The sequence below is a fragment of the Desulfocurvibacter africanus subsp. africanus DSM 2603 genome, assembly GCF_000422545.1.
GTDB classification, from domain to species: domain Bacteria; phylum Desulfobacterota; class Desulfovibrionia; order Desulfovibrionales; family Desulfovibrionaceae; genus Desulfocurvibacter; species Desulfocurvibacter africanus.
On sequence record NZ_AULZ01000009.1, the window covers coordinates 121374 to 138866 of the forward strand.

A 17493-nucleotide genomic window follows, 5' to 3' on the forward strand; every position below is an offset into this window, starting at 1 on the left:
TCGGATGCTACCCTTCTTTACGCTTGCCCCTTCCCAATAGAGTTGGTCATTTCAAGGCGGCTCATTATATGTACTCTATTCCATGCTATTGAACCAACGATCAAACTTGTTTAGAGCATTTTGCTTTTGAAAATGCTCTGCAAGCCATGCGTCGGCATGGCTTGTCGCCGCGTAGGCGTAGGCGCAATTCACTTGCGCCGTCAACGCCGGAGCGGGCGTCTTATAAGCAATCTGCCCTAGAGCCCAAAAAAAAGAGCCCCGAAGGGCTCTCGTAATAGTCATTACTTTTTGATGAAAGCTGCTGCCCCCATCCCCGAAAGCGTCAACAACAAAAAACTGAAGTCATATCAATGACTTCGCCCCATCTGTTAACAAATTATGTTTGGTATTCCCTAGAATGGCACATCATCCATGCCGCCGGCCTCGGACGGAAAAGCCGGTCCTAGGTCGTCATCCTGATATTGGGGAGCCTGCTGGGGTGCTGGGCGTTGACCTCCGCGAGGCTGCTGCTGATTCTGATAGCCCTGATTCTGATAACCCTGCTGGGGAGCAGCGTCGCCCTGGTTATCGCGACGGGAATCAAGCCCCTGCACGCGCTGGGCGATGACCTCCGTGACATAATGCTTCTGGCCTTCCTTCTCATAATTGCGCGTGCGCAGACTGCCTTCGATCATGATCAGGCTGCCCTTGTGCAGATAGTTGGCCACGAATTCGGCCTGCTTTCCGTAGACCGTGATATTATGCCATTCGGTTCGGTCCACGCGCTGTCCGGACTGATCCTTGTAGCTTTCGTCCGTGGCTATCCGCGCGTTGACCACGGCCTGCCCCGAAGGGAGATAGGCCAGCTTCGGGTCTTGCCCGAGACGGCCGATGAGAATGACTTTGTTCATGCTTCCGGCCATGCGCTCTCCTTCCTTGTGAAAAGACAAAAGTAATTGTCCCTCGACAAAAGTAAGTGTCCCTCGACAAAAGAAATTGTCCCAAGACAAAAGTAAGTGTCCCAAGTACGAACTAATTTCAAATCGGCTCCATCTACTCGCATGAGACAGTCATGCCTAAGCTGAAAGCCCCAGCACCCTCAAAAGTTAATTTAGTCCATTTGCACTCTAAGTCATGGATTAACCCGCACCCTCTGGCACGGCAACCCATACTTATTCTGGGCAAATTTTTCTTTTATATTAAACATATAGACCGTGTCAAGCGCAATATTAAACCGTTTCCGCTCCTCACCAAGTGAATGGGAAATCTTTTTGTATATTAATTACAGTGATAGCCCCCCCATGCTCCTTGCCAGGTCACCGATGACAGCAAAGCCATATGGATGTGACTCGGGAGCCTCATATGTCACGAGGATGTCTGCTCTTTGACCTCTAAGCACCTCGACATCCTCCGGAAAGATCGTACTCCAGTGGGTAAGCGGCACTCCATCAAGGAACCGCTGAGCCGGCTGCACATGCTCACGCATCTTGGCCCTAGTCCTGAATCGTGGTTCCTCCTTCGGGTACCAGACTCTTCTTCGGAAGACACCGCCAAGTCCCGCCACACGCAGGTCGTCCAGGACCTGCACACGGGCATGCAGATTGTGCTTCAACATTTCTTCCCTGTGGCAGATGGGTATTCCGGGGCATCGGTGTCATGGTTGCCTAGAATGAACCACGTCCTTTGCCACCAATCACCCAGGATGACCTTAAGCGGCCTATCCGGCGCTTGATCCCCAAGAAGCACGATATGCTCCGGCCTTACCTGCTCAACTCTGGACAGGCATGGAGCAAATTGCCCGTGTGGATCACCGCAGAAGAGGATTACTTGTCGCCCACCTGGAAAGCTGGAATGATCAGAACCTGCTTACCATCTCGCATTTCGTAGCGTGGCGCATTCTCCGGATCCTACTTGCGTGCCTCCCCCTTTCTCCCTTGTTCATCCTCGTTGCTAGGCTCAGCATGATTCACCAAGGGCAGACCGTACCTGAAGCCGAATGCATCCTGAAGACGAGTTTCGATCTCACGCCTCAGATGGGGTTGTTTTGGCCATGGCATGTCCTGAAAGCCCTTCGGAATACGTCCTTCGAAATCGTCCATGACATGCATTTGGGCCGCCTCCCTGGCGCGTTCTCCAAAAACTTCTACGGCCAGCTCGATGCCTTGGACGTGATGGAGAATAATGCGGTGCCAGCCGCAGTATTCGCCAGAATACTGGTCGAACCAGCGGTGCAGATCGGCCCAGTCGGAACCAAGAGCAGCCTTGGTTCGTTCGCAGTGCTCCCTGAAGTGCATCGCTCTTTCCCTTCCTCCCACGTGGGCGAAATTACGGAAGCCAAATCCACCAGTTCGGGTTTGGCGCCATATTAAGCACTGTCCACCTGCAACCTCTGCACTCCCCCTGGATGAAGGTATGCCAGTGCGCAGCATACCAAAGGTTGGGCCTGCAGTGCTCCAGAACGCGGGAGAGCAGAGGCCTGGATGGATCCGGGCTCATGTCCCAGCCCCACTGTTTTTCGAGCGCGTCAGACGTCATGCCTCCCCAGTTTGGGACTTTGAATTCCAGGGGTACGGTGTGACTAATAACAATGTCGGCTCTCTCAGGTAAATTTGCAAGATCCGCTTCGGTGAGGACCTCGTCCGGAAACCAATCCACTTCTGGCTCATTTAGCTTCCAGTCCGTACTTTTGGCCCCGCCCATAAAGAGCACTAACCGCCCATCCGGAAGCCTGAAGGTTGAACCGCGCGGCTGCCAGTAGACGCCGGGGGCGACCTCATAATCCTCTTTCTTCCTGCGTTCCTGCAAGGAGTGGTAATCCTCGTGATTACCCTCTGCCCAGTGAATCGGCACCCGCTTGCCGCCCGGCGCATTTTTGATGCGGCCCTGCGGATCATACTTTCGCATTGCGACCATTCGGCCTGAATAGTCGCGCACCTCTTTCTTCTCACGCGGGAAATATCCGAAGTCGCCGCATTGAAGGATCATGTCTGGTCGCTTGCGATTAATTAGCGCATTGAGCCAACCCCAACCTCCATGCACATCGCCACAAACAATAATCCGCATCAGCTCTCTCTACCCTCCCCCAGGCCCCCCACCGAGGAAAATAACCGCTCGCAACTACTCTCGATCATGGCGTTGACCCGAGAGTGGATAGTTTCGCCAGCCCGGCGTAAGTCCGTGCATATGTCCCACCACACCGATTCCCTGGGCATAGGCATATTAAATCTCCCACGCCGTTTCATCATCCAACTGAGTTCCATCAATGAGAGCTACAACCAAATCTGAGGAAGTGAGGCGCTTCTTACTGAAGAATCTAGAACCTTATCTTGGGGAATCGCTTCGAGCTGGCGATCAGACTACGAGGCAATAGCCGAATAGAGCGTAGGTCTACTTATCCCGTACTCACGGGCAAGGCTGGCCTTCCGCTCGCCCTTGTTTAGCCTTTCGCGGATTTCATTGACTTGTGCCCCCGTGAGGGCCTTCCTTCTGCCCCTGTACTTTCCCGCCTTCTTAGCAATCTCAATTCCTTCTCTCTGCCGCTCCCGAATAAGCGCTCGCTCGAATTGTGCGACGGCCCCAATGATCTGAAGCTGGAGAAGCTGGAAAGGGCTCGACTCGCCAGTGAAGTGAAGGTTCTCTTTGTGAAACTTCACGGACACACCGCGCCCAATTAGCCCCTCAAGGAGGCTAAGAAGATCTTGGAGATTTCTGGCTAGTCGGTCGATGCTATGAACATGGAGGATATCTCCTTCTCGAAGATAAGCAAGACAGGACGTAAGCTGCGGCCTTTGAGCGTCCTTCGCACTTGCCTTATCCTCAAAAACACGATCAAGCTCATGTCCTTCAAGCTGTCGTGCGGTGTTCTGATCTGTTGTGCTGACACGGATGTAACCAACATGCTGTCCGGTCATATCGTGTGCCCCCTTGATTTCTGTAAGCACATCTTTCAGACCATCCTTGACGAGATGTCAAAAAAAGCCATAACTGATCCCATCGTTACGGCTGACTAGCGCTTTCCCACGTGTAAAGCGAAGTACACTACACTTGACCTATGAATATCACCAGCTCTATCCCTCCACTAAGTTTCATTGGCGTATGTTATGGCATTAAAACGGGAGCGAATCCCTTTCCCCTAGGGTCAGTATCCTTGTTCGATTTAACCCTCGCTCCAAAGCATATAATATACCCGACAGGAATAGATCATTTGATCTGGGTATTTAGCCTCCATTCTTCTTATTTAGAAAACCCACATGAGTTTGAGATTAAGTTTATCAAGCCCGATGGCAAAGCGTACATCGGCTTCAAGTTGCTGCTAGATGAAGACTCTGCTGCAAGCAATTCTTCTCTCAGTAGAGGTGAACTTCATGCATCTTATCGCTCTGGCGATATCACAATCTCCGCGCTAAATTCATTCCTCGTTAATAGCTCCGGCTGGAGCAGTTTATTGTTACAAATTTCAAACATGGTAATTGATGAGCCTTCGGATTATAAAATAATTCTCGAAGGTGCAGGCCACTCATGGGAAATTGGACGATTCCGCTTTTGCTACAGCCGTTATCCCGATTTTGAGCCAGAGGAATTAAGAGCAATGCAAGCCAATCCCGATATTCCTCGATCAGCTGTAATCAATTTAAGCTGTAAAGAATGCGGGACAGTATTCAAAGCTTATACAAGTCTGGAACGGAGACCAGACTTAGAAGAAGATGGAGCTGTATGGCAGTACAACCTACAAAATGAATTTCGATGCAATTGCTCGAAAACAATCTATAACTTGAAACACTTGAGAGAAAGCATGCATGGAATGCTTGCACATAATACGCGCGGGCTTCCTACTGACTACATATCAAGATATACGAGGCAAAACGTTCAATCGATTATTGATCGCTATATTTTGCTCCTCTCTGGCGACCACCCAGAAAGCATGTATCAAGTATTCATTGAAGAAAATCCTTTGTTGCTGGCATATTTTCATCCGAAGAAGTGGTACCCTAAAGGCTCGGTTATGGGTCTTAAGGAAACTGACTTTACAGTTCTAGATCAGCAAGGTTGTTTACACTTGATTGAAATAGAAAAACCCCAGACAAAGCTGTTCACAAAGGATGGTCAACCGAGACACGAATTGACTCATGCCTACCAGCAGGTATTGGATTGGATTGCGTTGTTTGAAGAGCATCCTTCTGCCGTATTGGAAACGCTAAAACTGTCTAGGTCTGACGTATCTTCTGTAACGGGAGTTGTTGTCGCAGGAAGGACAACTCGGGAAGACGCTAAACTTCTTAAAAGGCACAGGATGACACAGCACCATAAAGTTAAATTGCTTACATTCGATGACATACATGTCAATCTTCGTAGTATAATGCAGAACCTTCCTTAGTTCCCAGAAGCTGAACGCCTGCCTTTTATTGGTGACCACTTTGTAAGTTGTTATCAACATGGACATTGTATGGCAATACGGGCTTTGTGTGCTGGGGAGGAGGATGAGATGTACCCCCCCTCCATGCTGCCCACGGGTACCTCCCCGGTGTCATGTAGAATGCCCCGCCCGCAACTTTCACTCCAGACCTTTTGAGGTCCCCCCCCGAAATTAGGTCCACCCATAAGTTGAGCTTCCGGCACTTCGTTCCCCGATAAGTCCTCCAAATTCCTTGGGAGTCAGGTACCCCAGGGATGTGTGAGGGCGGTTCTCGTTATAATCCTTCCTCCAGGCCTCGAACTTGGCCTGGGCGTCCCCGAGGGACAGAATCCAGTTGGCGCTCAGGCACTCCTCGCGGAAGCGGCCATTGAACGCCTCGATGTAGGCGTTGTCAGTGGGCTTTCCCGGCCTTGAGAAGTCAAGGCTCACTCCATGGGCTAGGCCCAGGCGTCCAGGGCGCGGGAGACGAATTCGGGCCCATAATACCTGCGGAATACACTATTCTCGCCCATACTGCTTCAGCTTCTTGTGCAGGGTAGCACGGGTGATGCCCAGGACCCGCGCAGTTTCGCTTTTGTTCCCGCCTGTTTTATCCAGGGTCGCTAGAATGGCCTCCCGCTCGACATCCTCCAGGGATTGGTCGCCGCTCAAAGCAGATTGGGGCTGCGCATCAGTCGAGCCCTCTCCAGCTACGAGCAGGGGCAGCTCGCGTTCGCTGACGTACTCGCCCAGGGACAGGATGACGGCGCGCTCGACGGCGTTCTCAAGCTCGCGCACGTTGCCCGGCCAGTCGTGATGCAGCAGGGCGTCCATGGCCTGGGGAGTGAAACCTTTCAGCTTCTTGCGGTTCTTCTCTGCAAATCGCGTGAGGAAATGCTGGGCGAGCAGCGGGACGTCATCCTTGCGCTCCCGAAGTGACGGCACGCGCAAGGTGACCACGTTCAGGCGGTAGAAGAGGTCCTCGCGGAAACGGCCTTCATCGACTTCCTTGCGCAGATCGCGGTTCGTGGCCGCGATGATGCGCACATCCACGCTCACGGGCTTGTCGCTGCCGACTCGCTGCACCTCCCGCTCCTGGATGGCCCGCAGGAGCTTGGCCTGCATGGCCTGGGAGATCTCACCGATCTCGTCCAAAAAAATGGTTCCCTTGTGGGCCTGTTGAAAACGCCCTTCGCGGCGGCGGTCAGCGCCCGTAAAAGCTCCTTTTTCGTGGCCGAAGAGTTCGGATTCGAGGAGCGATTCAGCCAAAGCGGCGCAGTTGACTACCACAAGCGGGCCGTTCTTGCGCGGGCTTCCGGCATGCACGGCCTTGGCGATCAGCTCCTTACCCGTGCCGGATTCGCCGGTCACAAGCACTGTGGCCTCGGTCGGGGCGACCATGGCCAGCATGTCCAAAAGCTCTTTCATGGGCCGGCTGCGGCCGATGATGTTCGGCTGGATGCTGCTGGTGTCCATACGCTGGCGCAAGGCCCGGTTCTCCTCGCGCAGGCGCGTGTGGTCCAGGGCGCGCTCCAGGGTGATGCGCAGCTCGTCAAAGTCGAGCGGCTTGGTCAGGTAGTCGTAAGCCCCGGCCTTGAGCGCCTCCTTGGCCGACTCGACAGAGGAGTAAGCGGTCATGATGAGCACGGGGATGGCCGGGTTGTACTCCTTGATCTCACGGAGCGCCTCGATGCCGCCAAGCCTGGCCATGCGCACGTCCATGAGCAGGGCATCGAAGGCCTTCTCCCTGACCCTGGCCACGGCCTCCTGGCCGTCCCCGGCCTTCTCGGCCTCGTAGCCCCAGCCCTTGATCATGGTGGCCAGCATGGCCAAATGGCCCTGGTCGTCATCCACTATGAGCACTTTTGGTTTCATGCTGCCTCGCTGCTCTGTCCGGCCTCGGCCGGCAGGGTGATGGTGAACGTGCTGCCCTTGCCCGGCTCGCTCTCGACAGTGATCTCACCGCCATGGGCTTCGATGATCTTCTGGACGATGGCCAGTCCAAGGCCCGTGCCCGAGGGCTTGGTCGTGAAGTAGGGATCGAAGATGCGCCCCAGGTCCTCTGGGGCGATGCCCTTGCCCGTGTCGCGTACGGATATGGTCAGGTGTCCATTCTTGCGAGCAAGGCCCACATCCAGAGTTCCGCCCGTGTCCATGGCCTGGATGGCGTTGAGCAAAAGATTCAGTAGAACCTGAGATATGCGGTCCGGATCAAGCTTGGCTGGAAGTGGGCCATTAGGGGTGTAGCGCACATCGACGCCCGAGACGCGAGCATCCTCGCGCACAAGGCGCAGGCTGTGCGCCACGAGGTCGGTCACGTCCACGGGCGCGGGCTTGATCTCCATGGGCCGCGTGTATTCGAGCAGCTCGGTGATGACTCGATTGAGCCGGTCCACCTCGCGGATCATGATGCGCGCGGACTCCTTGTTCTCGCTGCCCTCCTCGAACAGGCTGCCGAAATAGGTGGCAAAGCCCTTGATGGAGCTGAGCGGATTGCGGATCTCATGCGCCACGCCGGCGGCGAGCCGGCCCACGGCCGCGAGCTTCTCCCGGCGGCGCACCTCCTCCTGGAGCTGGCGTATCTCACTTAAGTCCCGCAGGATGAGCACCGTGCCCACACGATGCCCATCTTCGGTAATGATGCTTGAGGCGCTTGCGCTCACAGGCACTCGGCCACGCTCCGCAAAGGCCGCGTCCAGCTCGCGCTCGATCTGGCGAGTCGCGCCAGCCTCGGTCAGAAGCCCGCTCAACTCGGACGGCAGCACTTCCAGGCCGGACCGGCCGACGAGGTCGGAATGGCGCTTGCCCAGGAGGCGTTCGGCGGACTCGTTGGCCAGGCTGATGCGCCCTTGGGGATCAAGCACAAGCAGTGCCGCAGGAAGGTTGAAGACGACTTCGGCGGCCAGAGCGCGCGTGTCTTGCAGAAGCCTGCGCGAGGCCCGGTAGGACTGTGCCCAGTAGAGCGAGACCACGCCCGCGAAGCCAAGCAGAAGGAGCACGGCCGAGATAACAACGCTGATGCGCATATCCTGCGCCCTGGCATGCTCAAACGGCCCCACGTCCATGCCGATGAAGATCACCGGCTCCTCTTCGGCTATGCCGGGCTGCACGCGCCTTGGCCACCGCCAGTCACCTGAACACCAGAAGTCGTCCATGTTGCCCATGCCGCGATGCTCCGAAGCGCCATATCCCATGCCATGGCCCGTGGAATCGCTGCCTTCAAGCGGCGTGAAATTTTTATACACCTCAAAGACATCGGCTCCATCCACGGTTCTTGCCAAACGCCACTTCTCCTCCTGGGAGGCGTTCAAGGCCGTGAATTCCTGACCATCCATCAGCCGGCCGCCCACGCGCTCAGGATCGCTATGGGCCAGGATGCGGCCATTTCGATCCGTGAGCGCGAGATAGAGGATATCCTCCTGCTTGGCAGTCTCCTCCAGGAGCGTCTGGATCTGGGTTCCTTGGCCCAGGTGCCCCATCATGCCTGTCCTCGTCCCGGCCTCGAAGGCCCGAATGAGCGCCCCACCTTTGTCCAGAAGAATCTCGCGGACCATGCGCTCTTCCCTGCGGGCATTAACCACCGCCAAGACGACGATCACGGCCACAAGGATGAGCGAGAAACCGATGATCAGCCAAGGAGAGGCCTGGGCACCTTTGGGCACGCTTTTTAGGCGCTTGAAAACCATACGCAGTTGATCCTTCGCTACCGGCGGGAAGCCGGGCAAGCAGGTGGTGATCATTTTCTAAACAGTTGTATATCGACTCCGCAAACAAAATGAACACTTCCAGGACTACTGGCAAGCCCAACTTTTTGCATCTCTAGCCTCATGTCTATTTTAATCCTTAAAATACGAATAGTTATTAGCAGGTATTTCGCTTGGCACGCCGATTGCCTTTAGAGAAGCAACCAGCAACCACAAGGAGAAGAATCCATGAGACGCATCGCACTGCTTCTGGCTTTGGCAACGACCTTGACCCTGTCCGCCGGCTCGGCCTTCGCCTGGAATCAGGGCGGGGGCATGCATGGCCAGGGCAATACCCAGGGGTATGGCCATCAGATGGGAGGCCACATGGGTGGCATGGGCATGATGGGCGGTGGCCACATGATGAGGAGTGGGCACATGATGGGAGGCATGGGCGGCTACGGCATGGGCATGTGCGCCGGCCCCATGATGGGCATGGCGGGCTATCCCACGGCTGGAACGACTCAGGCTCCGACCCCGAACGCAACCCGCTAACTCGAACAAGACACATCAGGAACGCAGGAGAAATACCATGAGGAAGACCTTTCTCGCACTGGCCCTGGCCCTTACCTTTGGCCTCATCGGCACGCAGGCGCAGGCCTACTACGGCTGCCCCATGGGAGGGGCATACGGGGTAAACCCCGCCGTCTCGGCCGACTACCAGAAGTTCATGACCGAGACCAGCCAGCTGCGCGCGGACCTGTACGCGACCCAGGCCGCTCTCAATGCCCAGCTCGCCCAGCCCAAGCCTGACCAAGCCAAGGTCCGCGAACTGACCAGGAATGTGGCCGACAAGCAGTCCGAGCTTGCCCTTAAGGCCCGCTCGTATAATGTAAATGGTTACGGCTACGCCTGCCCCGGCCATGCCGGCGGCTACCACGCCACTACCTGCGCCTACGGGTATGGTTGGTAGAGGATGATGAAGGGGGAGCTTAGCTCCTCCTTCATACCAAACCGGAGGGCCTATGAAGAGCATATGGAAATGGGCGACACTTCTTCTGATGGCCCTGGCGCTCCTCTCCTTGCAGGCCTGCGGGCACTATGGGCACCGGCGCAGCGGATACTACGGCTCCCAATCGGTAAACAGCGCCTACTATGAGGAGACGGCCAATCTGCGCAGTGAAATCGCGGCCGACCGTGCCGAGCTGGATGCCCTTATGCGCTCTCCCGATCCTGACCCAGAAAGGGCGCGAAACTTGGCTCAGGAGATATCTCGGAACGAGGAGCGTCTCCGTACGCTTCAGGCGAATTCCCAAGGATACGGAGCTTGCCCGTATGGCTGGTAAGTGCTCAGTCCTGATAGCAGACCGAGGAGAAATGTATGTGGTGTAACTTTTCAGGACCGCTTTTCTCTGGCCCAGGGTTCTTCTGGGGCGGAGGCCTGATCGGTCTGCTGCTAAAAATTCTCATTGTTGCGGGCATCGTCTGGCTGGCCCTGCGAATCATCGACGGCATCAGAAACAGGCAGACCTCGGGGGACGACAAGGACCACTCCATGCGGATTCTCAAGGTCAAGTACGCGCGGGGCGAGATCAGCGAAGATGAGTACCGGCGCATGCGCGAGGTGCTCGATGGGCGCGGTCTGCCGACATAAGGACAGGAGCCAGCCTCAATAGGTCTGCAGCCTTGATAGCCATTAATAGCTGTGCAACCTGTAAATAGGAGGTCGGACATGAAAAAGGGAATCATTGCACTTGCGCTGATCACGGTCTTCAGCCTTGCAGCTGGAAGTGCCATGGCCCAGCCCGGCTACGGCTGCCCCTGGGGCGGCTATGGAGCACAGGGTGGCATGTATGGCGCAACGCCTCAGCAAACGGAAAGTTATCAGAAGTACATGGCTGAAACCCAGCAACTCCGCTCTCAGCTCATGAGGGACGAGGCGCAGCTCAATGCCCTTCTGATGCAGGAGAAGCCTGACCCCAAGCAGGTGAAGGAGTTGAACCAGCGCATTGCCGAAACGCAGACGCAGTTGCAACTCAAGGCCCGGGACTATGGCATCCAGGGCCAGTGCCCATGGTGCGGCGGCCCCATGATGGGTCCTGGCATGGGTCGCGGAATGGGGCATGGCATGGGTCGCGGAATGAATAGGGGTTGGTAAACACTGGCCCAGGGGGATTCCCCTCCTGGGCTTAAGCCGTTTTATCGAGCAGGATGGAGTGCAAGTGGCCTACACCGACTGGTGACTCAGTATGATGTTAAAAGAAATCTCGACCAGCTTCAGCGAACTGATTGTGAGGTGCCAGACCAACCAAGAGTGGTGCCCGCCAGGCATGGACCAGTGGGGCGACCGCTGGATGCACCAGTGGGAAATATACCCCAATAGAAACATCTACCTGCTTCTGCTCATCGTGGCGCTTGTGGGCATCATCATCTTCCTTGCCGTGAAGTGCCGCAAGCCGAGCGACCTTCCTGGGCCGCGCTTCGAGGACCCGCTGGAGATCCTCAAGCGCCGCTATGCCAAAGGAGAGATCACCAAGGAGCAGTTCGAGCAGTACAAAAAGGACCTCGGGCTTTAGGCGCGCGGATCAGGAATGCCCATGCGCAAGCCTCAATCCTTTCCCCTTATCCGCTTACTGCGGAACCTCCATTTCTTCCAGCACCTGCGCGCCAGCTGGCTGCTCGTGTTTGGCGTATGTCTGGCCTTGGCGGGGCAGTCGGGGCTCATCCTGGCATTGCCCTGGCCCTTCAGGCAAATCGTCGATCATCTCGTGCAGCAGAAAGCCACCGGGCAGGACGCGACCACGGCGCAGGGCTTAGGGGAATTCGCGCGCAATGCCTTGCATTCCCTTCAGACTACCCAGACTGCAGACATCATCCTCATCAGTGCAGCACTCCTGCTTTTCCTCTACGTCTCGAATGCCCTGCTCATGTATTTGCAGCACTATTTTCTTGTTCGCTTGGGGCAATCCGTGGTCCTCAGCGTGCGCAGGGAACTTTTCACGCGCATCATCACCATGCCCGCAGGCTTCTTTGCTACCGCCAGAAGCGGCGACCTGACCAGTCGCATAACCTCTGATTCCGCCGAGATCGAGACCATACTCGAAGCGATTGTCGTCGTGACCGTGCGCAGCCTTCCCACGATCATCGGCATCCTGCTCGTCACTTTCCTTACGGACTGGGTATTTGCTTTGACCTTCGTTCTGGCCGTCCCGCTGATCTTCTTGGCAAACACAAGGCTTGCCCAAAAAGCCAAGAAGTCCATCAGGCAGCAGCGACGCATCGAAGGTGGAATCGCCTCCTCGGTTCAGGAATCGATCTCCCATCAGAAGGCCGTGTCCGCCATGTGCCTGGAAGAAGGGTTGGTCCAGGAGTTCGCAAGGAGTGGACAAGAGAGCGTGGCGCTTGCCCAACGTGCCGGGCATTACCAGGGGATGCTGACTTCTGCGGTCGATCTGCTCATAGGGCTTACGACTGTGCTGGTCATACTCGTTGGTGCTCTGCGCATTCTGGAGGGTAGCTTGACGGTAGGGCAGCTCATGGTCTTCATGGCCTACCTGAACAGCCTCTTCAAGCCGGTGCGTGAAGTGAGCAAATTCGCCAGCCGCATGTCCAAATCAACGGCCTCCCTGGAGCGAGTGGAAGAGATTCTGCAACTCGACCCGCGCCGCATGGGCGCTGTCGAGCAACCGGATTCAGTGCCGGCCCCGGCTCTTCAAGGGGCTATCCAGCTCTCGGGTGTAACTTTCGGCTACGATCCGGAGTCGCCCGTGCTTCGGGACCTCTCCCTCGTGATTCCGGCTGGAAAAACCGTGGCCCTAGCAGGTGGCTCCGGCAGCGGCAAATCGACCATCCTGCAGCTCCTCTTGCGCATGTACGACCCGCAGAATGGCTCGGTGCGCATCGGTGGACAGGACATCCGGCGGTTCACCCTGGAAAGCCTCAGGAGCCAGATGGCCACGGTCCTGCAGGACTCTTTCCTCTTCAACCTGACCATTCGCGAGAACATTCGCCTGGCGAGGCCGGATGCGTCGGATGAAGAGGTCGAGCGAGCAGCAAAGGCCGCCGAGGCTCACGAGTTCATCTTCAACCTGCCTCTTGGCTATGACACTCCGCTTGGCGAGGGAGGCACAGGTCTTTCCGGCGGCCAGAAGCGCAGGCTGGCCATTGCACGGGCCTTCCTCAAGGATGCGCCCATCGTGCTCCTCGACGAACCCACCACAGGCCTCGACTCGGCCACGGAGCGCGACGTCATCACCGCCCTGAAGCGGCTCTGCGCCGGCAGGACGGGCATCATCGTGACGCATCAGCTCTCCACGGTTACGGACGTGGACGAGATATATTTCCTCCAAGACGGTATAATTGCTGAACAGGGTTCCCATAAGGAACTGCTTTCCAGGCAAGGGCCGTATCGCAGCATGTGGGTGAGCCAGACCAGCTAAAAGGAGGAGAAGATGGACGGCGCGCAGGGTGTGGGAAGGAAAGTTGTCGCCGTTGTCATCTTGGTCGCCGTGATCACGTTCCTCCACTATGTCACCGCCAGTACATTGCACCACTACCATGCGATCTACCGCGAGCTTTACTTCTTGCCTGTCATGCTCGCCGGATTCTGGTTCGGACTGCGGGGCGGCCTGATCACCTCCGTAAGCATTTCCCTTCTCTATCTGCCCGTTATCGTGCTCCAGTGGAATGGGCTCTCCGCTGATGATCTGACCAGGATCCTTGAGCTGATACTCTTCAACATTGTCGCAGCCGTATTGGGGCGCATTGCTGACCGTGAACGTTCCGAGCAAAGAGCCTTGCGGGAGGCGGAACGCCTGGCAGCCATGGGCAAGGCCCTATCCTGTGTTGCGCATGATATGAAGGCGCCGCTCATCGCTATTGGCGGATTCAGCTGCATAATTCAGCGAAAGCTTGCCGACAGTGACCCGAATCGCGATAAATTGAAACTCATTGCCGAGGAGGCTTCAAGACTTGAGGCCATGGTCAAGGACATGCTCGATTTTTCAAAGCCCTTTGCGCTCAATGTGGAAAAAAACCGCATTGAAGATGTTGTCAGGCGCAGTCTGGCCATGGTCGAAAAGACGGCCGCAGAGAAGAACGTCTCCATTCGTCTCGCGCAGTCCGAGAATCTCCCGGTTCTCCCCATGGATAACCAGAGGATGGAGCAGGTGTTTATCAATCTTTTGCTAAACGCCGTGCAGGCCTCTCCCGCAGATGAAGTAGTCAGCATTGAGATGCGCCGGGGTCGGGGGAATATGATCATCGATATCGTTGATAATGGCCCAGGAATTCCCCAGGAGGTGCGGGAAAAGCTCTTCACGCCGTTCTTTACGACCAAGAAGGGAGGAACCGGCTTAGGGTTGGCCATCTCCCAAAAGATTATGCTGGCCCATGGCGGCGCGATACGCTTACTGGATAATAAGGTCAAAGGCGCGCATTTTCGAGTCGAGTTGCCGTTGGACGCTGCTCAACTGAAGTAGGCCGCCGTGTTACCGCCAGCCAGGAACAGCGGAGAACATGATGGTGGATAAAGAAAAAGACATATGCCGGTATGGAGAAGATGAGCGACTTGCTCGACTGATTGCCATCTTTCAGCAGATATTCAAGTACGCGATTCTTCTTGCGGTCATCATGATGCTAGGCTTGGCCCTGAGCACGTTCCTGCTTGGTGCAGGCTATTCCGTTGTTAAAACGTATTCCATTTGGATGGAATTCATCACCGAACAGAGATTCTCCGCAAAATCTCTCGTCTCCCTGCTGGAAATCGTGAGCGATCTGCTCAAGGCAGTCATATTCTATATCATAGCTTTGGGTTTGTTCAATATCTTCATCTACCCCCTGCCCCTGTGCGACCGATTGCGGCTGAGAGAGATACATGATCTCGAAGGGCAGATCATCGGTATTGTCATTGTCATTCTTGCCATCGAGTTCCTGGAGCGTTTCATCCGCATTCCGGATTCCCAATCCTTGCACGTGCTCTGGTTCGGTCTGGGCTTGGCCGCTGCGGTTACTGCCTTGGTCGCTGCCTACTTTTTTATGATCAGGGCCTGCAGGCTGCCGAGGGAAAAGGGCGAATAATGTCTGAATTCCTCTCCATCCTGCTCCTCGCCACCCTTCCTGCGCTGGGCAACTTCGCTGGAGGCATCTTATCCGAGTTTGTTACCTTCTCTCAGCGGAACCTGAGTATGGCGCTGCATGCCGCAGCAGGTATCCTCATCGCTGTAGTTGGTGTCGAGATCCTGCCGGCGGCTATCAAGTTGCAGCCAACATGGGTTATCATCCTCAGTTTTTTCGTTGGTGGGGTCTTCTTTATCCTCATCGATTCTGTTCAAGATCATCTCCAAGAGAAGGGAGGCAACAGTGAGAGTGGGTCTTGGGCTATATTCCTTGGTGTGATGGTGGATCTGTTCGGTGACGGTTTGCTGATTGGATCAGGCTCGGCCATTTCCAGCAGCCTTGGTTTGTTCCTCGCCCTTGCTCAAGTCACGGCAGACATTCCCGAAGGCTTTGCGAGCATGGGCACATTCAAGAGCGAAGGCTTCTCAAGGCGCAGCCGCATCCTTCTGGCTGCGTCTTTCACTCTGCCCGTGCTATTCTCTGCGACCTTGGGCTACTGGCTTCTGCGGGGACAGTCCGAACTGCTCAAGTACGCCATTCTTACGTTCACGGCTGGTATGCTCACGAGCATTACGGTCGAGGAAATTATGCCCTTGGCGCATAGGGGGAAGGAGTCCCGCTTGGCCATGCTCTGCTTTCTTCTTGGATTCACGGTGTTTACGACACTCTCCGTTTACTTAAAGTGAGCGACCCTGGAACAAGGCCATGCCGAGGTGCGGCAACAATTCAGCTTTCCGCTATGATCTAATTATGAGTAGTAGAGAACTAGGAGGAGGATTAAGAGCAAATAGCTGCGGTTTCAGTTAACCGCGAGAGCCAGGTTCTGTTTTCATACTGGATCGTAGAGAGGATGCTGCCCTTTCCAAGCCCCTCCATCCCATGAGTGCATCCTTCGGACCCGTCTTTCTCCTCCCCCTGAACGCGCAGCTACTTATCCACATGCCCCCGTTAAGCTCTTTAGCCTGCAAATGCCTTGCACTGTGTGGTCAATGCAGGAGACGAGCATGCAGTCTCCACCCCGTCCGATACCGAACGATAGCTGAAATCTCCAGGGAGCCGAGATTTCATGGCAGGCTCCTTGCTAACGCAGCAGGGCAAGGCGGCGCGGCCGACGCGGCCCTGGCGCAGCCACGAACTATTCCCTGCAAGTAGACGTATCCACAAGGAAAGCACTCATGCCACTCCTGCGCATCACGGCGCGACATCCACGTTTTCTGGTCTGCGCGCTTCTCGTCATGGCCCTGGCGTGGAGCGCGGCCCCGGCGGCCGCCTCGCCATTTTTCGGTTCTGGAGGCGGCAAGGCAGCCGGAGCGGAAGCCTTGGGAGCAGCCGCCACAAATTCCAGCCAGGTTGTCGAACCGGCCGCTCCCGCCGCCACGGGCAACCCGTTCACCGCGCCATCCGCGCCCGGCGCTTCAGCCCCAGCCGAGACCGCCGTTCCGGCCGGAGCCGGCGGGGCAAGCCCCTTCACTGCGGCTCCGGCCACGGCTCCAGCCGAGGTCCAGGCGAGCGTCGAGCCGGAGCAGCCCTGGCTGCCGGTCCTGCTCTGGCGCAAGCTCCTGGTCCAGTCCACGCGCCTGCAAAAGGAGCTGCGCTCGGGCATGGCATCCTTTGCCCGCGATATTCGCGAGAACCCCACGGGTCAGGCCTTCTGGCTCTTCCTCCTGGCCGGCTTCGGCTATGGCGTGCTGCACGCCCTGGGGCCCGGCCACGGCAAGAGCTTCATCTGCGGCTATTTCCTGAGCCGCAGGGGCAGTCTGATCCAGGGCTTAGCCATGGGCACGGGCAGCATGCTGGCCCACGTGGCCTCGGCCGCACTCATGGTCATCGCCCTTAACCTGTTCCTCCAGCGCACGGGCATGGCCGATTTCGACCAGAACGGCGCGCTCATGCAGCGTGGCAGCTACGGCCTGCTCATGGCCATGGGCGCGTTGCTGACGCTCAAGACGCTCTACGACATCGCCACCGGCCGCCTGGCCGCCCACGGCCACTGTCACGCCAGCGCCAAGGGCATGACGGCCATGTCCCTGGCTGCCGGGCTCATCCCCTGCCCCGGCTCGGCCGTCATCCTCATCTTCGCCACGAGCTTGGGCATCTTCTGGGCGGGCCTTGCATCTCTCTTCTTCGTGGCCCTAGGCATGGGCCTGACCACCTCGGCCTTCGCGATGGCCACGATCCTCTTCCGCCGGGCCGTGGAGCGCGGGGTCCACGGGAGCGGCAGGCTGACCATGGCGGTCTTCGCGGGCCTGAGCCTGACCGGCTCGCTGGCCATAGCCCTGCTCGGCGCGGCCATGTTCTTTGCCTGATGCGCCTTGACGCGCG

The 17493-nt window shown here is 56.7% G+C and carries 19 protein-coding genes and 1 pseudogene; 12 read left to right on the forward strand and 8 right to left on the reverse strand.

From position 1 onward, the window contains the following. Positions 1-392: 392 nt before the first annotated feature. The 5 genes from H585_RS0107065 to H585_RS0107090 form a co-directional block, all read right to left on the reverse strand. Entirely contained in the window at positions 393-902 is a 510-nt protein-coding gene (locus tag H585_RS0107065) for a single-stranded DNA-binding protein (RefSeq protein ID WP_027367311.1), read from the reverse strand. A 685-nt stretch (positions 903-1587) separates the two neighbouring features. Then, a complete protein-coding gene (locus H585_RS23885) occupies positions 1588-1803 on the reverse strand; it encodes a metallophosphoesterase (protein WP_138708170.1) in 216 nt (71 codons plus the stop codon). 83 nt (positions 1804-1886) lie between these two features. Further along, a complete protein-coding gene (locus tag H585_RS0107075; RefSeq protein WP_027367312.1) occupies positions 1887-2273 on the reverse strand; it encodes a DUF6915 family protein in 387 nt (128 codons plus the stop codon). Between the two features lie 31 nt (positions 2274-2304). Beyond that, positions 2305-3042, reverse strand: coding sequence for a metallophosphoesterase family protein (locus tag H585_RS0107080; RefSeq protein WP_034627343.1), 738 nt, complete (start codon positions 3040-3042; stop codon positions 2305-2307). A gap of 293 nt (positions 3043-3335) precedes the next feature. Beyond that, a complete protein-coding gene (locus H585_RS0107090) occupies positions 3336-3890 on the reverse strand; it encodes a recombinase family protein (protein WP_027367314.1) in 555 nt (184 codons plus the stop codon). Positions 3891-4183: 293 nt separating this feature from the next. On the opposite strand from H585_RS0107090, the gene H585_RS22390 reads away from it, so the two are divergent. Continuing rightward, the gene (locus tag H585_RS22390; protein WP_161628418.1) at positions 4184-5353 is read left to right on the forward strand and encodes a Shedu anti-phage system protein SduA domain-containing protein; all 1170 of its coding nucleotides are present in this window, start codon (positions 4184-4186) and stop codon (positions 5351-5353) included. Positions 5354-5563: 210 nt separating this feature from the next. On the opposite strand, the pseudogene H585_RS20915 reads toward H585_RS22390, so the two are convergent. From H585_RS20915 to H585_RS0107105, 3 genes and pseudogenes are all read right to left on the reverse strand, one after another. After that, positions 5564-5871: pseudogene (locus H585_RS20915) on the reverse strand (integrase core domain-containing protein); the annotation flags it as partial. Positions 5872-5890: 19 nt separating this feature from the next. Then, positions 5891-7246 (reverse strand): sigma-54-dependent Fis family transcriptional regulator, encoded by a 1356-nt coding sequence (locus H585_RS0107100; protein ID WP_027367315.1) that lies wholly within the window; start codon positions 7244-7246, stop codon positions 5891-5893. Then, positions 7243-9057, reverse strand: a complete 1815-nt coding sequence (locus H585_RS0107105) for an ATP-binding protein (RefSeq protein ID WP_051183003.1) — start codon at positions 9055-9057, stop codon at positions 7243-7245. Before H585_RS0107105 ends, H585_RS0107100 begins: the two co-directional genes overlap by 4 nt. Before the next feature lie 246 nt (positions 9058-9303). On the opposite strand from H585_RS0107105, the gene H585_RS20920 reads away from it, so the two are divergent. From H585_RS20920 to H585_RS20945, 11 genes are all read left to right on the forward strand, one after another. Next, positions 9304-9609: a hypothetical protein gene (locus tag H585_RS20920; RefSeq protein WP_005983201.1), complete on the forward strand. Its 306-nt coding sequence runs from the start codon at positions 9304-9306 to the stop codon at positions 9607-9609. Positions 9610-9646: 37 nt separating this feature from the next. Further along, a complete protein-coding gene (locus tag H585_RS22045) occupies positions 9647-10027 on the forward strand; it encodes a hypothetical protein (RefSeq protein WP_051182982.1) in 381 nt (126 codons plus the stop codon). A gap of 88 nt (positions 10028-10115) precedes the next feature. Continuing rightward, positions 10116-10400 (forward strand): periplasmic heavy metal sensor, encoded by a 285-nt coding sequence (locus H585_RS24020; protein WP_476728576.1) that lies wholly within the window; start codon positions 10116-10118, stop codon positions 10398-10400. A gap of 35 nt (positions 10401-10435) precedes the next feature. Further along, positions 10436-10708 carry an SHOCT domain-containing protein gene (locus tag H585_RS0107125; RefSeq protein WP_027367318.1) on the forward strand — a complete coding sequence of 91 codons (273 nt, stop codon included), beginning with the start codon at positions 10436-10438 and terminating at the stop codon, positions 10706-10708. Positions 10709-10786: 78 nt separating this feature from the next. After that, positions 10787-11212: a Spy/CpxP family protein refolding chaperone gene (locus H585_RS0107130; protein WP_027367319.1), complete on the forward strand. Its 426-nt coding sequence runs from the start codon at positions 10787-10789 to the stop codon at positions 11210-11212. A gap of 91 nt (positions 11213-11303) precedes the next feature. Then, positions 11304-11630: an SHOCT domain-containing protein gene (locus H585_RS0107135; protein WP_051182984.1), complete on the forward strand. Its 327-nt coding sequence runs from the start codon at positions 11304-11306 to the stop codon at positions 11628-11630. A 21-nt stretch (positions 11631-11651) separates the two neighbouring features. Next, positions 11652-13493, forward strand: a complete 1842-nt coding sequence (locus H585_RS20935; protein WP_051182986.1) for an ABC transporter ATP-binding protein — start codon at positions 11652-11654, stop codon at positions 13491-13493. A gap of 12 nt (positions 13494-13505) precedes the next feature. Further along, positions 13506-14534, forward strand: coding sequence for an ATP-binding protein (locus H585_RS0107145; RefSeq protein ID WP_027367321.1), 1029 nt, complete (start codon positions 13506-13508; stop codon positions 14532-14534). Positions 14535-14571: 37 nt separating this feature from the next. Continuing rightward, a complete protein-coding gene (locus tag H585_RS20940) occupies positions 14572-15132 on the forward strand; it encodes a YqhA family protein (RefSeq protein ID WP_051182989.1) in 561 nt (186 codons plus the stop codon). Then, positions 15132-15857, forward strand: a complete 726-nt coding sequence (locus H585_RS0107155; protein ID WP_027367322.1) for a ZIP family metal transporter — start codon at positions 15132-15134, stop codon at positions 15855-15857. Before H585_RS20940 ends, H585_RS0107155 begins: the two co-directional genes overlap by 1 nt. Before the next feature lie 489 nt (positions 15858-16346). After that, a complete protein-coding gene (locus tag H585_RS20945; protein ID WP_051182991.1) occupies positions 16347-17477 on the forward strand; it encodes a nickel/cobalt transporter in 1131 nt (376 codons plus the stop codon). Positions 17478-17493 lie beyond the last annotated feature (16 nt).